Below are 21,902 nucleotides of genomic sequence, written 5' to 3'. Positions count from 1 at the left end.
GTTTCTTTTTCATTTGAAATCTGGTTTTATCCACAAAGATTTTAAATGCTGCTCATTATCAATAACAGCCACTACATCTTTAAGAAACTCAATGCACTTATCATCACTATTATTTGTAAAATTCCCAAAGCATAGCCACTTTTGTTCTGAATCATAGTAAGTAAGCCACATTTCTTTTTTATCTAACCTCCATGATCCTGGTTCAAAATCCTCTTCTAGACTGATTTCTCCCTTCTGTATGTTAGACGGTAAAGTTAATTTTTCTTCATGCCAACTTTCTCTTGGCGTAAACCCCCATACTTGATTAGCAGTCATTAGAATAGAGTCAAATCCTATATTTATATAACTGATAAGTAATGAAATATCCGAGTTTACTCTAGGGATAAAATCTAAACTTCCATCTTCATTATTGTACTCTATCTGTCCACTAATTATTTTATCCTCAAGTTTCACATTTAGTTTAAACATTTTCTCACCTCATTAATTTACAAAATTAAAATGAACGATTGTATTTGTTGACATATCAACAACGAGTTCCCATGTACCTTTAGAATTTCTAAATACCCCATCCACATCCCATCGAAGGCCATTTGATAACACACTGTCTTTCACAGGGGAAGCTGCATTCATTATCTCGTCTAAAAGTAAAGTTGTCCCATCCGTATCAATATAAGGCCTTGATAGCTGACCCTTATTAGCACCTTTCTTAACAATTTCCTCTATATGCTTTTGAACTGTATTACTATTTTTCAAATCAGTTGCTTTTGGAATGATAATTTCGCTAGCTTCCTTAGTTGCAGTCTTAGCCGCTCCCTTAGCTCCAAACTTAGTCGCTCCCCAAGAAATTATTTTTGAAGCAGCTTTCCCTCCGACTTTAACTACAATTTTACCTACAACTTTAACAGCTACTACTTCTGCTACGCCTGGAATAGAAGCTTCCGCTACAAAAGAGCTCCAAAAGCCCATTATTTCGGCAAGCTCTGCACTTTTTTCCTTATCAATATTTCCGTTCGCATCAAAAGCCCATACTTCATCTGGTCTTGGGTAACCTGCTTTATAGTCATAGGTTGGATCGCTATAGCCTTTCTTTTGACTTTCTAAGAATTCTTGGTTTTTACATAAGGCTTCTTGGGCTTTAGCTTTTCGATCCGCTTTTTCTTTCTTTGCTTTAGCTGCGGATTCTTTGGCCTTGGCTATTATTGCGTTGGCTTCTTTACCGACTTTCTTGACTGTACTTTTGGCTTTATTTACTACTTTGGTTCCTGCTTTTTTGACGGTTTTAATAACTTTTTTAGTAGTTTTCTTGATTTTATTTACTTTTTTCACGACAGTCTGCTTAGCTTTTTGGTAGACTTTCTTGACTGTTTTTCGAGCTTGTTTAATCGATTTCTTTGCTGCTTTTTTGAATTTCGTCACTGTTTTTTGGACTTTTTTGGTTACTTTTTTGACGGCGCGTTTGATTTTTTTGGTGGTTTTCTTGATGACTTTTTGTACTTTTTTTACAACGCGTTTTACTTTTTTGACGGTTTTCTTGACGACTTGTTTTACTTTTTTTACGCCTTTACTTACTTTTTTCACGGCTTTTTTAGCTTTTTTGGTTGCTTTTTTGAGCCATTTTGGTATGTTTCCGCTTGGATCTCCGAATGACATTGGATTGTTGACGCCGTAAATGTAGCGGTTTTGGCTACGTGGGTCGTCTAGGGCTCCTCTGTAATTATCGGCTTGTTGGAAACGGCCAGTGTTTGTATCATAATTTCGGGCGCGTAGGTTTTGCGTGTCGCTTGTGTCGTGCATTTGCGCGCGGTAACCGATTTGATTCGCCACTGGGGCTGTCGCAAGTGCGGTGCCATAGTCGGTGTAGTCGTAGTCGGTATTTGTTTCGCCGTCTGATGTTGTTGCGATGTCGCTTAGTCCGTTTTCGTGATAGCTTTCTTCGTCTGTACCGATTATTTGGTTGTCATCGCCAAAGCGGAAAGCGGTCTTGGTGGTACTTGTTTCGCCGTCATCTTCTGTCGTCTCGTTAAGCTGGGCGACTTGGGTGTATTCTTGGGTTAAATCGTTGACGTAGCGAATGGTGTTTACTGTTTGGTAGCCGACTGTTTGATTCAGTTTCGTAGTGCGCTGGCTACTTTCACTGGCTTTAAGATTCGTTTTGCCTTGGATACCCTTTTTAGTAGTTGTATCTTTGCTTGCTTCTGCGTATGCTGGGCAGCCTTTAGACGTTTCTTTGGCGCGGGTTTCTAGTTGTCCCGCTAGTGTTGTTTTACCTTTTTGACTATCTTTGTCGTATTCTGTAATCCATTCACTGAGCGATCCTTTGAAGGACTTGGTTTTGTCTGTGATAGTTTCTTTACCTATGCGATTGCCAAATGCGTCATATGTGTATGTCGTCTGGTTGCCTTCGTTGTCGGCGGATTGAATCAGTTGGTTTTCGCCATTGTACGTGTATGTTTCTACTTTACCACTTCGTAAGGCTTTTTTGGTAATGTTACCGTTTTTGTCGTACGTGTAGGTTGTGTCTTCATCACCATCTGCTTTAATCATTGCGAGTGCGTTGTCATCGTCGTAATGATAGTCTTCCGTGGTTTTCTTGCCGTTTTTATTACGTAATAGTTTGCTTCGGTTGCCGTTAGCATCATAGATATACGTAATTTTTTCGGTTGTTTCGTCTTTGGTTATTGTTGTTTCGGTCAGTTGGTCATCGGCATCATAGGTGTGGCTCTTGGTTTGTTTTTCGCCACTTTGATTGATGGTTTCTTTGGCTACATTACCGTTTTCATCGTAGCTGTAGTCAAACGATGCGATAGCTTCACCGGCTTTATTTTTGGTGATGACTTGTTCGGTTTCGCCAGTTGCTGTGTATTTATAGCTCGTCGTTGTGCCGTTGCTGTAATGAATACTCAGTGGCAGGCCGTTCGCGTCGTAAGTGTAGCTGGTTTTCTTGCCGTCTGATTCGATTACATCGGTTAGCAGGTTGGCGTCATTGTAGCGGTAAGATACGCGCGTGTTATCTGGATAAATGAGCGCTGTTTTGCGGCCGATTGTATCGTATTCGTATTTCAATGTTTCACCGTTTGCATCTTTGACTGATAGTACATCACCAAATTTGTTGTAAGTAAACTCGGATGTTCCGTCTTTTGATGTAGCGGTTTTTACATCGTCATTGCTGTCATAGGTGTATTTGTAGCTGCCACCATCAAATTGTTGCTCGACTAAATTGTTTAGTTCATCGTATTTATAAGTTGTTTTTTCACCATCTGGCTTGGTTTTAGACTTCAAGGAACCGTCTAGTTGGTATTCGTATTTTTCGGTTTTACCTTCTGGTGTTACTTCTTTAACGAGGTCACTGCGATCATTGTAGCTATATTTTGTGACAAAACCTTTGGCGTCTTTGATTGACGTGACGTTATCTACTTTGTCGTAAGTGTAAGTTGATTTTTGTCCTAATCGGTTTTGTGCTGCTGTCATGCGATCTAGTGAGTCGTATTGGAAGCGTTCTTTGTTGCCTTTTGCGTCCGTTGTTTCGCTAAGGTTCTCGTTGCCATCGTAGGCCATTTTTGTTGTGTGACCTTTGGCATCTGTAATAGAAGTTAGCAGGTTGCGCGCATCATATTGGTATTTAGTTATTGCGTTTGTTGGGTCTTTGATGCTGATAACTTGGTCGTTTTTATTGTAACGATATTCCGTGCTTGCTGCGAGTGGGTCGATTTCTTTGGTCATGTTGCCTTTTTTGTCGTAGGTGTATTTGTAGGCTTGGTTACCTGGGTCAATCATGGAGGTAACGTTGCCGACTTTGTCATACTGAATTTTAGTATCATTACCACGAACATCTCGCATTGAAGTAACACGGTCCAGTTTATCGTACGTATAGCCGACAGAAAGCTTGTTAGGATACGTAATTTGAGTCATCCGTTGGGTATCGTCGTAAGTGTAGCGCGTGATTCGACCTTGGATATCTTTTTTCGTGCTTTGTTGCCCAAATTTGTCATAAGTATAGCTGGCAATTGCTTTTTTCTGCTGATTATCACTTTCTTCGATAAGGTCGCCGTATTCGTTATACTTGTAGCTTTGTTTATAGCCAATCGGGTCCGTTTTAGATAAAAGTTGATCGTCTTTATCATAGCTATATGTTGTCGCATTACCATTTGCGTCAAGTTCTTCGGTGATATTGCCACGTAGGTCGTATTTAAATGTCGACGTGGTTCCATAAGGCTCTTTGACTGTCAAAATGTTATCTGCTTTGTCGTACGTATATTTCGTTGTGTTACCGCGCTTATCTGTTTCCTTGATAAGGCGTCCCGCTGCGTCATAGCTGTTCAGAAGTTTGAATCCAGCTGCATCAATTTCGGTTGTTAAGCGTCCTAATTGGTCGTAGCCGAATTGTGTTTTATTTCCTTCTGCATCTATTTGGCTTGTTACTAAACCTGTTGCGTCGAAAGTTTGTTTTGTTGTGCCGCCATTTTCATCGGTAACTGCTGTGACATTGCCATTAGCATCGTAGGTTACGCTTGATTTAGCGCCCACTGGATTCGTTGTCGTAATCAGCTCGTCGTTGCCGTTGTATTGGTAGCTTGTTGTTTCGCCTAGTGGGTTTGTTTCGGACAGCAAATTACCTTCTGCATCGTAATTATAAGTGTACTTGCCACTATTTGGTAAAACTTCTGATGTGATATCGCCGCGCTTATTGTATTCAATGCTTTGCGCTTTGCCTGTTGGGTTTTGTTGTTTCACTAGGCGGTTGGCTGCATCGTATTCGTAGCTTGTTTTGTTGCCTCGCATGTCTGTTTTACTGCTGACATTGCCGAATGTGTCATAGCTGTAGGCTTCACTGCGTCCTTTGCGGTCAGCAACACGCGTTACATCACCAATTGCATTGTATGTGTAGCTTTCTTTTTGACCTGTATTGTCTTGTTGTTCTAGCAGTCTGTCCATTTTGTCGTAAGTGTAAGTTGCTTTAGTGCCATCTGGATTTTTTTGCTCAGTGACACGGTCCGCCATATCGTAACTATAGGTAGTTTTACGACCTAGTGGATCGGTACTTGTTGTCAGATTTCCACGATTATCGTAGTCATATGTTGTTTCGTTGCCCAGAGCATCAATAATTTCAGAAACTTCGCCCGTTTTTGTGTAATGATAGTTTGTTTCGTTGCCATATGGGTCTATTTCTGTAATTAAATTACCATTTTTATTATAGCGATATTGCGTGATATCGTTTGTTGGTGAAATCTCTGTTTCAACTAAATTGAGCGCATTATAGGTGTATTTTGTAGTGTTACCTTCTGCGTCCGTTTGGCGAATCACGTTACCTGCGTTGTCATATGCCATCGTTATAGCATGGCCATTGCCGTCTGTGATTTTCGTGACATTGCCATCCGCATCGTATACATAGTGCGTCTTTTCGCCAAGCTCGTCGGTTTCGATTTGCACTTGATCGACTTTATCAAAACTATAACGTTTCACGCCACCAGCTGCATCTTGTTCGGAGGTTACGCTGCCATTCTCGTCGTAGGTATATGTCGAAACACGTCCGGATTCTTTTAATTTTGTCGTGTTTCCGTTCGCATCAAATTCGTATGTCTGAACGTTACCAGCTTGATCGACGAAGCGTGTAATATTGTCCATTGCATCATAGCTAAATTCTTCGGTTGTGCCATCTGGATACGTAATTTTCGTGACATTTCCATCTGCATCATAGGCATAATTTGTCTCGTTTCCGAGTGGATCTATTTCTTTTGTTTTATAGCCTGATTTTGCATCATATTGATAGCTTGTTTTTTGACCATCTTCGGTTTCTTCGGATAATTTTTGACCAAGCGCATCATAGTGATAGGTAATGTCCGCACCATCCGCAGCAGTCACTTTTATCCGTCGGTTTAGCGCATCATAACTAAATTTCTCTGTGTTTCCGAGTGGATCGGTTTCACTAATTTTATTGCCATTGCCGTCATATTTGTATTTTGTCACGCCGCCAAGCGGATTCGTTTCCTTGATTAAACGGTCAAAAGCATCGTATTCAAAAGTAGTGCTGTTGCCATTTAAATCAGTTTCGCTTATCTTATTGCCGTTTGTATCATAGGCATAAGTCATCGCTGCGCCATTCGCGTTCCACTCGCGCACTAGCTCGCCACGTGCATTACGTTCATATTTCTCTGACTTACCATTTGCATCTGTAATACTACTCAACATCGACAAACTATCATAGGCATAGGTTGTCTCGTTGCCACGACCGTCTGTTACTTTTGTCGGGTTTCCTTTGGCATCATAGGCAGTCTTTGTTACCGCGCCATTCGCATCTGTTTCTGAAACTACTTGACCGTCTTCATTATGCGTAAATTTTTGTACGCCTCCGTTTGGCGCAGTTATTTGCACAACATTGCCTTTGGAATCGTATGTGTAGCTCGTTACACCGCCACGGCTATCTGTTTTTCGGATCAATTGATTTTTCGCGTCAAATTCGTTCGCTTCCGTTGTGCCATCTGGATATACCGTTTTTGTCAGGTTTCCATTTGCATCATTTTCAAAAGTAGTCGTATTCCCCAGCTGATCTACAGAAGCGACTAATTGATGCTTGTCGTTATATTTATTTTCTGTCGTCGTATTATCAGCATACTCAATCTTTGTCGTTTGCAAGCGTTCATTAAAATAAACTACTTTCTTGTTGCCATTGAAATCGGTTGTCGTTGTTTTTCCGGACTCATATTTCAACGTAGCAGTATTGCCTTCTCCGTCTGTCTGCTCCGTTACACGACCTTCCGCGTCAAATGTATTCTTAATTAATAAATTCCCATCGTTATCTTTATATGATGTCATATGGTGTTCTGAATCATACTGGTAGGTAATTGCTTTCCCAGTTTGGTCCACCACTTTCGTCAGGTTTCCATCTTCGTCATATGAATAAGCCAATTTCCCGCCATCAGGTAATACAATCTCCTTCAAGTGTCCATCCGCATCCCATGCATACTGCAACACTTTTCCAGAGCCAGTGACCATTTTCACCAATTCACCATCAGCGTTATACGTATAATTCGTTACATTCCCAGCCTTACTTGTCACTTTTAAAAGTTGACCATTCGCAGCAAAAAGAGAGATGTTTCCTGTTTCTAAATCCACAACCTCAAATTCACGCGCGCCGTCTTTGTTCACTTTTTTCGAAAGCTCAAGTGGCTCATCTTCCTCTATCTCAAAAGTTCCGTCTGACTGCTTCTCAAAGAACACACTCCCACCATCTGAGCGCGCCAACATCACTGCACCGTCCTCTAAGAAACCTAGCTGGTCCGTCAAATTAAAGGTCCAGTTTCGTCCCATTGGGCTGTCTTTGCCTTGAGCCATCGAGTTGTATGTCCGCGTAATCGTCTGTTGCTCATCGAAATCAAACCATTTCGCATCTTCCATATTGTAAAGCAAGTTCCCACTATCAAAATTAATCGGCTCATAGCCAAATGTACAATGCTTGCCGCGCCCTATAGCTAGCGCATCTAGTCGCATCTTATCTGCCGTATCGTAATTTCCCGACTGATAGGCTTTACCCGCATTTTTTTGCGGATTCCGAATAAACACTACATTCCCTTGAACGAGCAATTCATCCTTCATATTATTATCCAGCATAAACTGCGACCGCTTATTAGCAATCCCGTAAAATTTCAGCAAGCGCGGCAACGAGTCTAGCCCTGTCACCTTGTAAATCTGGAATGTATCATATTTCTTACTTACCGATTCATTTCCATCCTTAATTTCTGCTTCCACTTGATACAAATGATTCTCTTTCAAAACACCTTTTAAAAGTAGTGTGTTCGTCTGCCAGTTACTCATCAACTCACGGTATTCCTGCGTTTCACTACTCAATTTCGGATAATTCGGGAATAAATAATCTCGACCAATCGACGGATCTGTCCCGCTAAATGTTACCTTTTTATTATCTGATGTATCGATAATTTTATAATTAATCTTAGCATCTGGGCGACCAACGCCATCCATACCAAGTGCTGTAAAATCAAGTTTTCCATCATTATTCGCGCTTACAAACGGACGCAAATAGAGCTTCGTATCCTTGAGTGGCATATCCGCATCAATCGGCGGACGCTCGCGGTGCTTAAATACCACATATGGCGACTCGCTCGTAACACCAGATTTAGGCGCAGCAAATATATCAGCTTGCGAATATGGCATTTCAAAGGAATTCACCTTTGCCGTTTTTACAATCACGCCGTTGTTTTTACCACCATTCACCCAATCCTTCGCAACGTTTGTAATATCAAAGGAAATACGACGATTCGCATCATCAATTTTCCCAATATATGTCTCTTTACCGTCTACGTTCGCAGGTGGTCCATATGGAAAACCAAGACTTTTAAATTTACCATATGTTAAATCATCAATATTCCCAACATCTTTTGTAATTCCATGCACTTCAAACAAACGCTTCACAACGTTTCCTTTACTATCTTTGGCACGGTCTCCCCAGAAGCCTTGCGTTCCTCTTCTAAAAAGTGACAACTCCGCCGATTCGATTTCACGGTTTGTGCCAATTTTCTTAATCTCACTATCAGGTACTTTCACCACACCATATGTAATAAAATGGGCTGCACCCTCCGTTCCAGAGTTATTCCCATCATCATAGCCGATATACATATATGGCTGAAAAGAATACGCCACATCATCTCTGTACTGACGCAAACTAGTGGCCTGAATTCCATTTGTAATTTTTGTACTCACAAATGAAACAGCGACTTTAGCTAAATTACCCGTCACTTTTTTCGTACTGAGCTTCGCGACTTGCAACTGATAGCCGGTTTCCGTTTTCACCGTTTTCGCGGTTAACGTATCAATTACAGACCCCGTTTCATCTTCTAAAACTGGACTTGGAATCGCACCAATTAGGTCTTCCCCACGATAAATCAATGTCGCCGCACGTTTTTCATCGTCTTTCAAGGTCACGTCATCAGGAACCGTCAAATCAAATGTAACTTGCTGCTCCGAATCGTCTCCCGCTTTCACATACTGCCCGAGCTCCATTCCAAAACTGTCCGCCTCTAGCGTAAACGGCTCTGTTTTAGCATCTTCACTCGCATACATAATTCGGTTATCCTTCGCTACAACCTGCGCCAAATCAGTATCGCCACTAGGACGAACTGCCACATTTGCGCCGTCTAAGCTAAGCGTTGGCATCGCGTCTTCTGTAACCACTTTTGGCGTCGTAATTTCTCGAGCCGTCTCATTTGCCGCCCATGTTTTTTCGCCATCTTTCACTAACGTGGCATCAAAATCCTCCCACTTGCCATCATCGTTCTTAAAATGCACCGGTTCCGTAAAATAATACGTTTCTCCTTCACCAGTTTCCTTATTTACAAAGGTCTTCGTATTCTCCGTCCGTTCTGCAACTACCTCTTCCATTCCAGCAGTTGATGCATCTTCTGCCAAAGTTTCTGTCACATTCGGCGTCTCTGCTTCAAACAAACGAACCGCATCTGCGTTTTTATCACTTAAATCCTCATCAAGTGTTGTATCTTTTGGCGGATTCTCATCCTTTAACTGCTTCTGTGTGTCCTTATTTAAGTCTGCCACAGTCACCTTATCTTGTGAGGCTAATTGTTTTCCATAATAATTTCCAAACTCACTTTCCGTGTTCACCGCACCTTGCACAAATTGCCATGGCAGCATCGGAAATAAAAGTAATGTAACCAATAAAATCTTTATGCCCTTTTTCATATGTAGTCTCTGTCTCCCTTTTCTGTCTCAGTTTATTGCTTTACACCTTTTTCTATCTCTAAAATCTTTGTCAGAACTTGCTGCGCTTTTTCATATTCCTGCGCCTCAATTGCATCATTCATCGTTTTCAGCTCTGACCCTACATCACCATAAGCAGTATAAATGGTCTGATCTTTTTTGGATAAACCATCCCATACTTTTGGCTTTTTGGCATCTGTATAAATAGTTTGAAAATCCTTCTCCATCTCCCGCAACTCCGCTAAATAAACTGGATTACAAATGTCTCCATTCAATTTCAAATCCGACCATTTCGCGTAATTCCGCTTGAAATCTTGCTCCACTTCTAATGGTTTCGTCTCTTTTTCATCATGCGCACATTTTTGAAGTGCTAATAAAAGTACTACAATTAATACTAAAAGCATTATCAAGACTATCCAAAATTTCTTGTTTTTCAATAATTTCCTCATCCTAAAACCCCCGTCTTATCACAATCTCAGCAAGTATATCATAAAAAAAGACTATTTTTATATGCTTCTAGCAACGTTCAATTTTCTGTCACATTTGGGCTTTCAATTATTAATTTTCTCTTTCAGCATATTAAACTCTATTTTCGGATAATCCCCATTTCAGAGAAGACAAAAACAAGTCCCCGCCTACGATTTCACCACACAAAAAAGGTAGCACTCCGCAGAATGCTACCTTTCCCGTCCATATCATCATAAAAAATACGGAACATCTCTATTAATAAAACTTCTTAAAAAATCATAAAATGTGTAAATTCACGTATATTTTCTTAATTAAACCAACCTTGCACGCCATTAGAAACGTAACTTCCGATACCTGTAAAGAAAGAGCCTACTGCTTGCGTGGAAAGCATGAACCAGTTTGCTTTTTCAACGTCGCTGGCAGTTAGTACGTCGATTGTTTCGGTTTGTTTTCCGTCAAGGTAGCCTAGGTCATCTCCATCTTTTAGAGATACTTCCATTTCGCCGACTGTCGTACCTTTTTCAACGGGTGCTTCGATTTTTTTCTCTTTTAGAGTTACTTTTGTGTTTAGTTTAGGTGAATTGTCGTTCTTAGGCACAACTAGCTTCACAGCGTCTTTTGTCACTAGTCCGACTGTATCTTCTTTGCCTTTATTTACTGCGAGCGTAGAAGGATCTTTCACTTTAGAACCAGCTTTTTGCACTTCTTTTACTTTAAAATTGTTAAAAGCGTAATCGAGCATTTTGTTAGTTTCGTCAAAACGGGCACTTGTATGTGCTCCAGGTGCGCCGCCGTTTGCATGAAGAACGACTGTGATAACACGCATGCCATCTTGCACAGCTGTTGCCGTTAAGCACATTCCAGCATAATCAGTTGTCCCAGTTTTCAAACCATCTACACCTTGACGGCCATAAATTAAGCCCGGTAGTAGCCAGTTCCAGTTGGACATATCAATTTGATCTGATGTGCCTTTGCGGAATTCTTTTTTCGTGATGCTCGCTGTTTTTAGTACGTCTGGATAATCATCAATTAAGTGTTTCGCCAACTTCGCCATACCGCGTGCCGTCATTTGATTTTCATCTTTTGGCCCACCTACTTGTTCCTCGCCTTTTAAATCTTCATTGTTAAGACCAGTCGAGTTAACAAATTTGTGCTCACCTAATCCAAGTTTTTCTGCTTTTTTGTTCATCGCGTCTACAAAATCTTTTTCAGATCCTGCAATTTTTTCGGAAAGCGCAATTGCTGCACCGTTTGCAGAGTAGATTGCCATTGCTTCATATAATTCTTGCACCGTATAATCTTCACCAAGTCTAAGTGGCACGTTCGATAGTGATGTGTCTTGGGAAACTTTAAACGCATATTCAGAAATGGTTACTTTGTCGTCCCATTTTAATTGACCTTTATCAATTGCTTCCAGTAGTAAATATTCATCCATCATTTTCGTCATGGATGCGATACCCATTAACTTATCAGCGTCTTTTGAATATAAAATTTTACCTGTACTCTCTTCAATCGCGATTGCTGCATTTGCATTTACGTTTGGTGTCTCCGCGGCTTGTGCTGCTTTCGGGCTTACTAAGAAGCCACTCACTGCAAGGGATGCTGCCATGATTGCAATCCCTGTCTTTTTCATTATGTTTTTCACTGCAACTTCTCCTTCATTTGAGCAAACTATTGGCTCATTTTATCTATATTTTAATAAAGAAATCTACTTTAAAAATTCCCTTTTTGAAATAGATTTCATTTTTTTAGGCCGATACTTTCATATTTTACCATGATTTAGCAGTGTCGTATATAAAACTTTTCGCCCAAAAGTCCGTTTTTCTAGCGAGAAATTGGCAAAAGAATATGCGACGGGTAATCCGGGCTATGATAAATGGTTTGATGCGCGATTTGGCTTTCGGTGGAATTAATGAAACTATCGCCAGTGTTTGGATTCGGGTCAAATCTCGGAAAATTACTGGAAGATATTTCGATGCGGATTTGGTGATCTTTTTGGAATAAGTTGCTCGTTGCCCATAGATCGATGGTGTACTCGTTGATTTTATTTTGAACTTGATCGCCGTGCTGTTTACTTGCTCGAATAATCCCGTCTGCCAGGTTAAATGCTGTGCCATCTGGGAAAACATCTACTAGTTTAGCAGTGAAATCCGTGTTAGGTGCGTCTGTTTTCGCCCATAATTTTACTTGGACTGGTCCAGTTACTTCTAAATCTGTATCTAGCGGCGCGGTCGTGTAGCAGAGAATATCATCTCGAAGTTCCAATTGCTGCTGATCGCGCGGACCATCTGCATGTAGTTCCTTATGTAGTGTCCCCCCGCCGTTTGATGGTACTGGGTTTTCTGGATCGTAGCTGAAATTCGCTTCTGAAGCTTGTTTCGGTGGGGTAAAGTCAGCAGTTACTTCGCCAGTTTTGAAATAAAGTGGGGTAAAATTGGTATTTTGAGGTGGCCAAGTTGTCGCTGTTTTCCAGTCGTTTAATCCCATAACAAAGTAGTTTATCGGGGCGGTTTCAGGGAGCGGTTCTTGTTTTAACCAGTGATTGAACCATTCTAAGTGTCTTGCGTGCATGCTTGCCTCGCCCCATTTAGTAGCCGCCATGCCGAAATCGCGGTCGCCAATCATTTGGCCAAAATTGGCGTGGGTCCATGGTCCAATAACCAGTTTATCGCCGAGCGCACGTTGGTGACCATTTTGGAAGTTAGCAATGGTTTTATCTAAGAAACAATCGTACCAGCCAGCAACGTGGAGTCCCGGTACATTGATTTTATCGTAATTGCTTTTTGCATCAATTTTTTGCCAGTGGTTGTGGGTCGGTTCGTAATTTAGTAGCTCTGAAAAATAAGGCATTTCTTTCTGACCAATTGCCGGCCAGTCTTTATAGGGCTTGAATTTATATAGTACGTCTAGGTTATCCAGATTTTTCATTAAGGTATTGGCCGCTTGTTCCCGTTCGTCACGTGTATTGTATTTACGAGCAAGCATATTAGGGAGCATGGATTCTAAGTTCCAAGTTTCCCACATACCTAATTCAAGCGTCCCGTCATGATCATTGAATACATCCGTCATACTATTTTGCGCCATAATTGGAGCAATAGCTTTCAAATGTTTATTGCCACTGATCGCCGCTAACATTTGCGTATAACCGTAGTAAGACAGCCCAAACATCCCAACGTCGCCATTAGAATAAGGTAGATTAGCCGCCCATTCGATAGTGTCATATCCATCATCCACTTCGGCTATGTATGGAACAAATTCCCCTTCAGACGTGTATCTGCCACGAACATCTTGAACTATCACAATATAACCTTGCTCCGCCAAAATATTAGGACGAATAAAATGCAGCCCGTATGACTTGCTATAAGGTAATCTTGTAAGCAAAACGGGATATTTCCCTTCATCTGCCGGACGGTAAATATCTGCGTAAAGAGTGACATCATCGCGCATTTTGGCCGGAATATCTGTTTCAATTATTAATCGATTATGTTTCACGTGAAACATCTCCTTTTTGGTATTGATTGCTATTTTATTGTTTCGTATACAATAGACTATGTCAAACAAAGAGACCCACTCATATTGAGTGGGTCTCTTTGTTTACGCTTATTTATCTAGCTTTAGTTTAGCTAATGCTTCCGCCATTGGATTGTTAAATGGTTCATCTTCTTGCTTATTTTGTTTCTTCATGAATTTAGCTACATCCGTTTTGGATACGTTTTTGTTTTTCTGTTTATCGCGACGTTGTTGGAATGCAGATAGTTTTTCACGGTGTCCACAAGCGCACACGAAAATCTGTTTATCTCCTTCGCCACGCATTTCCATACGTTTGTGGCAATTGGGACAGCGGGCATTCGTCGTTCTTGAAACGGATTCGCGGTGACCACATTCACGGTCCTGACAAACTAACATTGTGCCGCGTTTGCCTTTTACTTTTAGCATTGGCTTGCCGCAATCCGGGCATTTTTGCGATGTAATGTTGTCGTGACGGAATTTTTTATCGTTTTGCTTGATTTCTGTTACTGCTTTTTTAGCGTAATCGCGCATTTCTGCAGTGAATTTACGATAATCTAGTTCGCCTTTTGCGATTTTGGATAGCTTCTGTTCCCAGCGCGCTGTTAGTTCTGGAGATTTTAAATCTTCTGGAACTAATTCTAGTAATTGGCGCCCTTTGGAAGTGATTTGGATTTCCTTGCCTTGTTTTTCTAATGAGAAACTATTGAATAGCTTTTCGATGATGTCTGCACGTGTTGCAACGGTTCCAAGTCCGCCAGTTTCACCAAGTGTTTTGGCTAGCGCCTTGTTGGATGTTTCCATGTATTTAGATGGATTTTCCATTGCAGAAAGTAGCGTTGCCTCGTTGAATCTCGCTGGCGGTTTTGTTTTACCTGTTTCTAAGTTTACTCGCTTGACCGGAATTGTGTCGCCTTTTTGCATTTTGGTTAATTGGTCTGGTTCGCGCGCTTCTCCGTAAATGCTTTTCCAGCCAAGTGATTTAACAACTTTTCCTTTTAAAGTGAAGTCTTCTTGGCCAATTTTGGCTTTAACTGAAGTTTCTTCATAGATATATGGGTCTGAAAGGACTGCTAAGAAACGTTTGACAACTAAGTCATAAATTTTCCGTTCTTTATCGCTTAAGTCTCCGAGTGAAACGGGTTGCTCGGTTGGGATAATTGCGTGATGGTCGCTTACCTTGCTGTTATCTACAAACGATTTGTTTGCTTTGATTGGTTTCCCGCTGATTTGACGGGCAGCTTTGGCATTTTCACCCACACCACAAGCCGCCAAGCGTTCTTTTAGAGTTGGTACGATATCCGTTGAAATAAAGCGCGAATCTGTTCTCGGGTACGTTAATATTTTATGACGTTCATATAATGTTTGCATGATATTCAGCGTTTCTTTAGCTGAAAAATCATATCTATTATTAGCATCGCGTTGTAGTTCGGTTAAATCATATAGTCCTGGTGAAAAAGTCTTCTTTTCTTTCATGGAAACATCTGTAATGACCGCATTTTCACCTTGCAAAGACTTCACTAGTTTTTCGGCTAAATCTTTATCAAAAGTTTGACCATTGTTCCACGTGAAACATTCTTGTTCAGTTAGCGCAGTAATTCCGTAGTATTCACGCGGTTTAAAGTTGCGTATTTCTTCCTCACGATGTTGAATCATTGCAAGAGTCGGTGTTTGCACACGGCCACAAGAAAGTTGCGCGTTGTATTTCGTTGTTAGCGCGCGTGTAGCATTAATACCTACTACCCAGTCAGCTTCAGAACGAGCAACAGCCGAGTGATACAAGTTTTCGTAATCTTTGCCCGGTTTTAAATGTTCAAAGCCTTCACGTATTGCTTTGTCGGTTACAGAGGAAATCCATAGTCTTTTTAGTGGTTTCTTGATTTTCGCGTAATCAATAATCCAGCGAGCGACAAGTTCTCCTTCTCGGCCCGCATCAGTTGCGATAACGATGGTTGTTATATCTGTACGGTTCATTAATTTTTTAACCGTTTCATATTGTTTTCTCGTTTGCTTGATTGGTTCTAGTTTCATTTTTTCTGGAAGCATTGGTAAATCTTCCATGTTCCAGTTTTTATATTTGGAATCGTAGCGCTCTGGATCAGCTAGCGTGACAAGGTGTCCTAGCGCCCAAGTTACTACATATTTCCCGCCTTCTAAATAGCCATTCTTACCTTGCTTGGCTCCGAGTACCCGGCCAATATCTTTACCGACAGACGGTTTCTCTGCCAGCACTAATGTTTTTGTCATCTGTCAAAACCCTCTCTTCTATATTATTTCGCTGCCTCTTCTTGTAAAACTGCCAAGAATTCAGCACCATATTTATCGCGTTTCATCGCGCCAATTCCTTTGACTTCAAGCAGTGCGTCTTCCGTTTGCGGCATATACGCGCACATTTCTCGTAACGTTTCATCTGAAAAAATGATATATGGTGGTACTTTGTGTTTCGCTGCCAGTTCACGCCGGACTTCCCGTAATTTCTCGAAAAGGTCACTATTTACGTCAATTTTAACTTTTTCAGCACGTTTCGCTTGTTTGCGTTCTACTTTGAGCTCGCCCCGCAGAACCGATACCGCTCTGTCTGTCAGTTTCAGCGAAGGAAATTGGCTATCAGTTGGTTGCAAATATTTTTCTGCTGTAAGGTAATCGATTAATTGCAATACATCTTTTTGCGATGCATCTTTCATTAACCCATACGTGCTCAGCTCTTCAAAGCGCCAGTCTTTCACTTTCTGGTCAGCCGAACCCGTCAAAACCTTAGCAATCAATACTTTTCCAAAACGCTCGCCCATTCTTTTAATACAAGAAAAAACTTGTTGCGCCAGAATGGTAATGTCCGTTGCTTCTCTCGTATCTAAGCAATTACTACACTTTCCGCAGTTTTCCTCGTCATCACCAAAATATTGCACAATATACTTCTGCAAACAAATTTCCGTATAACCATAGCCCGTCATTTGGCGAAGTTTGGCGAATTCATTTTGTTTACGCTCATCATCCATTTCGGATTGTTCAATTAAAAACTGCTGGATGCGGCTATCTTGCGGTGAAAACAGCAAAATACAATCACTTGGAACCCCATCACGACCAGCGCGGCCAGCTTCTTGATAGTACGCCTCGATATTGCGTGGAATATTATAATGAATGACAAAGCGCACATTGGATTTGTTAATTCCCATCCCAAAGGCATTCGTCGCAACAATGACGCGAATATCATCATATAGAAACTTCTCCTGCCAATCTTTTCGCGCTAAATCGGTCATGCCACCATGATACATTCCAGACTCAACGCCTTTTTTAAGTAAGAAACTATGCAAACGTTCCACTTCTTTTCGTGTGGACGCATAAATAATGCCTGATTCTGTCGCATTTTTCGTTAAATAATCAATTAAATATTTGTCTTTGTCTTGCCCTTTTACTACTTGAAAAGCTAAATTATCTCTGGAAAATCCAGTTTTAACAACCGAACTCGCATTTATTTTTAGTAGTCGGCAAATATCATCCGAAACAGCTTGCGTTGCCGTCGCTGTGAGCGCGATAACGAGTGGACGCCTAGTCATTTTATCTAAACTATCGCACAGTGTCAGGTAGCTCGGCCGAAAGTCATGACCCCACTGCGAGATACAGTGCGCTTCATCAATCGCAAACAATGAAATTGGTACTTGCTCAATTAAACGTTGGAATCCCGGCGTTTCAACTCGCTCGGGCGCAATATAAAGCATCTTTAGCTCGCCAGAAAACGCGGCATCCAAACGTATATCTATTTCTCTGTTAGTCAGTGTACTATTAATAAAAGTAGCTGCAATCCCTTCGGAGACTAGCGCATCTACTTGATCCTTCATAAGTGAAATTAGCGGAGAAACAACAATGGTTAAACCGTCAAAAAGAAGTGCTGGTATCTGGTAACAAAGCGACTTACCGCCACCAGTCGGCATGATTGCTAGCGTATCTTCTCCCGCGCAAAGTTTCGAAATAACATCTACTTGCCCATTTCGAAAGTCTTGATAACCAAAATTTTGCTGTAAAATAGCTCTTGCTTGCTCTATCATTATCTTTTTTCACGCCTCCTCTATAGAAACAGTATAGCGGTTTTATGACCTTAATTGAAGTCTTTTGGGGAAATTCGTGTTTTCTCGCAGTTTTCTTATTTTTATAGTAGAAATTAAAAAGCAGAAACCTCTTTTGGAAGAGATTCCTGCTTTTTCGACCTTAAGAAATGCTATAGTTTGGTGCTTCTTTTGTAATTTGAATATCATGTGGGTGACTTTCACGAAGTCCCGCGCCAGTCATACGAACGAACGCCGCTTCTTCGCGAAGGTGTCTTAAATCAGCTGAGCCAGTGTAACCCATACCTGAACGAATACCGCCAACTAATTGGAAGATAATATCAGCAACGGAACCTTTATAAGGAACGCGCCCTTCAATACCTTCAGGAACCAATTTTTTCGCATCAGCTTGGAAATAACGATCTTTGGAACCGTGCTCCATTGCTGCCAAACTGCCCATACCACGATACGTTTTAAATTGACGACCTTGGAAAATTTCTGTTTCACCAGGGCTTTCATCTGTTCCAGCGAGCATACTTCCGAGCATAACCGCATTTCCTCCAGCAGCTAATGCTTTCACGATATCACCAGAATATTTAATGCCGCCATCCGCGATAATTGTTTTACCAAATTCGCGCGCAACAGTCGCACAATCATAAATAGCCGTGATTTGCGGAACCCCAACACCTGCAACAACACGAGTCGTACAAATCGAACCGGGACCAATCCCAACTTTTACAATGTCCACGCCAACTTCAAAAAGAGCACGTGCTCCTTCAGATGTCGCAACGTTTCCAGCAACAATTACTACATCTTTAAACGTTTGGCGAATTTCAGAAATTTTATTAATAACGCCCGCTGAATGGCCGTGCGCAGTATCAATAACAATCGCATCTACACCCGCTTCGATTAATTTCTCTACGCGTACAAATGTGTCATTCGTAATCCCAACAGCTGCAGCCGCAAGTAGTCTACCGTGCTTATCTTTAGCAGAGTTCGGGAATTCAATTACTTTTTCGATATCTTTAATAGTGATAAGACCTTTTAGGATGCCAGCTTCGTCAACAAGTGGTAATTTCTCAATACGGTGCTTTTGAAGAATCTGCTCTGCTTGTTTTAGTGTAGTCCCAACTGGTGCTGTCACTAGGTTTTCCTTTGTCATAACATCTTTAATTACTGTGGAGTAATCAGAAATAAAACGTAAATCACGGTTAGTTAAAATCCCAACTAGTTTGCGCTCCTGCTCGTTGTTCACGATTGGAACACCAGAAATACGATATTTACCCATCAAATGCTCTGCAGCAAAAACTTGGTGATCTGGAGTTAGATAAAATGGATCGATAATAACGCCGCTTTCGGAACGTTTTACTTTTTCGATTTCTTCTGCCTGTTGTTCGATACTCATATTCTTATGAACAACACCGATTCCACCTTGGCGCGCAATAGCAATCGCCATTTTAGCTTCTGTAATTGTGTCCATTCCGGCACTCCAAATTGGTACATTTAATTTGAGTGATGGAGCCATTTCTACACTTAAATCTACATCATTTGGTAATACGTCCGATTTCGCTGGAACAAGTAGTACATCATCAAATGTTAAGCCTTCTTTTGCAAATTTTGTCTCCCACATGGGTCGCAAACACTCCTTTTTTATTGGTACTCGCTTTTTTATATAGAAAAAACGCATCATCTTTTCCTTATTTTGATAAAGAAAAAATGGTGGAAAATATCCACATCATGCGACTTGTCTTTTATAATCATGCTGAAATAGCCAATGTATATTTTTAGTTATTGAATATGATGTTACAAGAAGCTAGGAGCTATGTCAAGAAGGTTTTCCGTTGTTGTTTTATTCAGAAAATATAGTAAAGAATGTTTCACGTGAAACATTTTAAAAAGCCGTCTAAGATTATTCTCTTAAACGACTTCGCTATTTATTAATTCGTTATATAATGCGGCGTTTTCTTCATCAAAACAAACAAAACGTATTTCTTCAATGCTGGAATCATACTCTTCTTCCGCCCATTTGCGCACGGTATAAAGAGCTACCTCAGCTGCTAGTTTTTTAGGAAAACCATATACACCCGTCGAAATATTAGGAAAGGCAATAGATGTTAAGTCTTTTCCGGCCGCTAAATCCAGTGCTTTCCAGTAACAAGAAGCTAGTTTATTTGCTTCCTGATGCTCTCCGTCTTTCCAAATTGGCCCTACCGCGTGAATAATATAGCTCGTTTTCAAATCACCCGCAGATGTAATAACCGCTTCACCTGCTGGACATGAGCCAATTCGATTAATGATTTCTTGGCACTCTTTTAATAAATCAGGCCCCGCCGCTTGATGGATAGCACCGTCTACTCCACCGCCGCCTAAAAGACCTGGGTTAGCTGCATTCACAATAACATCCACATCTTGTTCCGTAATATCACCTTTTACAACTGTTAGCTCCATACCATCACCTCTTTTCTTCATTTTAATTTATTTTGAGGATGATTTCCAGCAAGGCGATTATCCTCGTTTACTAACCGCATAGCTATAATTCCCTTCGTACACAGTTAATTGCTTATCCTCAAGCCAAATCACCTTAGAACATAGCTGATCAATAAAGTAACGGTCATGAGATACCGTAATAATCGTACCAGTAAATGTCCGAATAGCTTCCTCTAAAACTTCACGCGATGCAATATCTAAATGGTTAGTCGGCTCATCTAGCACCAACGTATTCACAGGCATATTGATAAATTGCGCCAGCCTAAGCCGCATTCGTTCACCTCCGCTAATGTTTGCCACTTTCCGAAAAACCATCTCTCCATAAAACATGAATCCAGCTAACATCTGCCGCGCTTCACCCTCTGTCACCGCAACCTTATCGCGAAACGCCTCAAGCACTGTCATCTCCTCGTTAAGCTCTTCCATTTGTTGCGACAGTGAGGCGATTTTCACACTTGCACCTAGCTTAACCATGCCGCTATCTGGACTCACTTTCCCCTCCATTATTTTAAGCAAAGTGGATTTCCCAGCGCCATTTTCACCAATAATCGCCACTCGTTCCCCCTGCCTAATTTGCAAAGAGACATCCCGCACAATTTCTTTTTCACCAAAAGTTTTGCTTAAATCCTCCATAACCACTACTTCTTGCCCGCTTCGACCTGCTTCATCAAATTGTAATTGCATTTGTTTTTGCGTTAAAACTGGACGCTTCACTTTCTCCATTCGTTCTAATGCGCGCTCCATATTTTTGGCTCGACGGAACATGGCATCGTTTGGCGGATTAGCTTGCATTGCCCACTGCCGCAGCCGTTTGATGGCTTGCTGCATTTTTTTAATCTTCTTTTGTTGGTCTTTATAATCTTGGAATTCGCGCAACAATCGTTCTTCTCGTTCCTTCAAATACCCAGAAAAATTCGTATGATAAACAATCAATTCACGATTCTCCAGCTCCACCATTTTCTGAACTACCTCATCTAAAAAGTACCGATCATGGGAAACAACGAGCACGGTTCCCGAATAATGTTGTAAAAATGCGGTCAGCCATTCCACCGCCATTAAATCCAAATGGTTCGTCGGCTCATCTAATAGTAATAAATCCGTTTTCTGCAATAATAAATGAGCTAGCGCTGCCTTCGTTTTCTCACCACCACTTAAATCTCCCCATCTCTGCGGTAGTAACACTCCAATCCCCAGACCATTAACTACCTTATGCAAATCAGCATCCATCTCATATCCACCAAGCTCGCCAAATAATGCCATTTTATCCCCGTAACGATTCATTAGTTTTTCGCTTGCATTCGTTGCCATTTCTGCTTCTAATGAACGCAATTCTTTTTCCAAATCCTCTAACTCACCAAAACTAGTCCGCAAATATTGTTCTACTATTATATTAGGATCCACGCTCGACAATTGCTCTAACAGCCCGATCCTCGCTCCCTTTTTACTCGTTACAATCCCACTGTCAACACCCTCAGTCCCTTTTAAAATCTTCAAAATGGTACTTTTCCCTTCCCCATTTCGACCGATTAAACCGACGCGTTCACCTTCTTCTAATTGAAGGGAGACTTTCTCTAAAATTACATCTCCAGTAAAACTTTTAACTACCTCATTCATTGCTACTATTGTCATTTTATCCTCCATTTATCCAAGGAAGCATGGTAGAAATGTTTCACGTGA

At 41.1% G+C, this 21,902-nt stretch carries 10 protein-coding genes; all 10 read right to left on the bottom strand.

The window, feature by feature from the left end:
* Window positions 1–9: 9 nt before the first annotated feature.
* Window positions 10–468 carry a hypothetical protein gene (locus HCJ55_RS09220; protein ID WP_185517879.1) on the bottom strand — a complete coding sequence of 153 codons (459 nt, stop codon included), beginning with the start codon at window positions 466–468 and terminating at the stop codon, window positions 10–12.
* A 12-nt stretch (window positions 469–480) separates the two neighbouring features.
* Window positions 481–9,705: an RHS repeat-associated core domain-containing protein gene (locus HCJ55_RS09215; RefSeq protein WP_185517877.1), complete on the bottom strand. Its 9,225-nt coding sequence runs from the start codon at window positions 9,703–9,705 to the stop codon at window positions 481–483.
* Between the two features lie 32 nt (window positions 9,706–9,737).
* Window positions 9,738–10,172, bottom strand: coding sequence for a hypothetical protein (locus HCJ55_RS09210; protein WP_185506459.1), 435 nt, complete (start codon window positions 10,170–10,172; stop codon window positions 9,738–9,740).
* Between the two features lie 326 nt (window positions 10,173–10,498).
* Complete coding sequence (gene pbpD1 / locus HCJ55_RS09205) at window positions 10,499–11,836, bottom strand: D-alanyl-D-alanine carboxypeptidase PBPD1 (protein ID WP_185502851.1); 1,338 nt, start codon at window positions 11,834–11,836, stop codon at window positions 10,499–10,501.
* 179 nt (window positions 11,837–12,015) lie between these two features.
* Window positions 12,016–13,683 carry a CocE/NonD family hydrolase gene (locus tag HCJ55_RS09200; RefSeq protein ID WP_185517875.1) on the bottom strand — a complete coding sequence of 556 codons (1,668 nt, stop codon included), beginning with the start codon at window positions 13,681–13,683 and terminating at the stop codon, window positions 12,016–12,018.
* Window positions 13,684–13,791: 108 nt separating this feature from the next.
* On the bottom strand, window positions 13,792–15,945 hold the full coding sequence (locus tag HCJ55_RS09195) for a DNA topoisomerase III (protein ID WP_185517873.1): 2,154 nt from the start codon (window positions 15,943–15,945) through the stop codon (window positions 13,792–13,794).
* A gap of 23 nt (window positions 15,946–15,968) precedes the next feature.
* A complete protein-coding gene (gene recQ / locus HCJ55_RS09190) occupies window positions 15,969–17,741 on the bottom strand; it encodes a DNA helicase RecQ (protein ID WP_185502848.1) in 1,773 nt (590 codons plus the stop codon).
* A gap of 160 nt (window positions 17,742–17,901) precedes the next feature.
* Window positions 17,902–19,368 (bottom strand): IMP dehydrogenase, encoded by a 1,467-nt coding sequence (guaB, locus tag HCJ55_RS09185; RefSeq protein WP_185480444.1) that lies wholly within the window; start codon window positions 19,366–19,368, stop codon window positions 17,902–17,904.
* A gap of 287 nt (window positions 19,369–19,655) precedes the next feature.
* The gene (locus HCJ55_RS09180) at window positions 19,656–20,186 is read right to left on the bottom strand and encodes an ADP-ribose-binding protein (RefSeq protein WP_185517871.1); all 531 of its coding nucleotides are present in this window, start codon (window positions 20,184–20,186) and stop codon (window positions 19,656–19,658) included.
* A gap of 57 nt (window positions 20,187–20,243) precedes the next feature.
* A complete protein-coding gene (gene abc-f / locus HCJ55_RS09175; protein WP_185517869.1) occupies window positions 20,244–21,854 on the bottom strand; it encodes a ribosomal protection-like ABC-F family protein in 1,611 nt (536 codons plus the stop codon).
* Between the last annotated feature and the right edge of the window lie 48 nt (window positions 21,855–21,902).

Origin of the sequence: Listeria marthii (assembly GCF_014227425.1) — a bacterium.
GTDB lineage: Bacteria > Bacillota > Bacilli > Lactobacillales > Listeriaceae > Listeria > Listeria marthii.
Note: the sequence above shows the minus strand (reverse complement) of the source record. Positions and strands in the feature narration are given on the sequence as shown.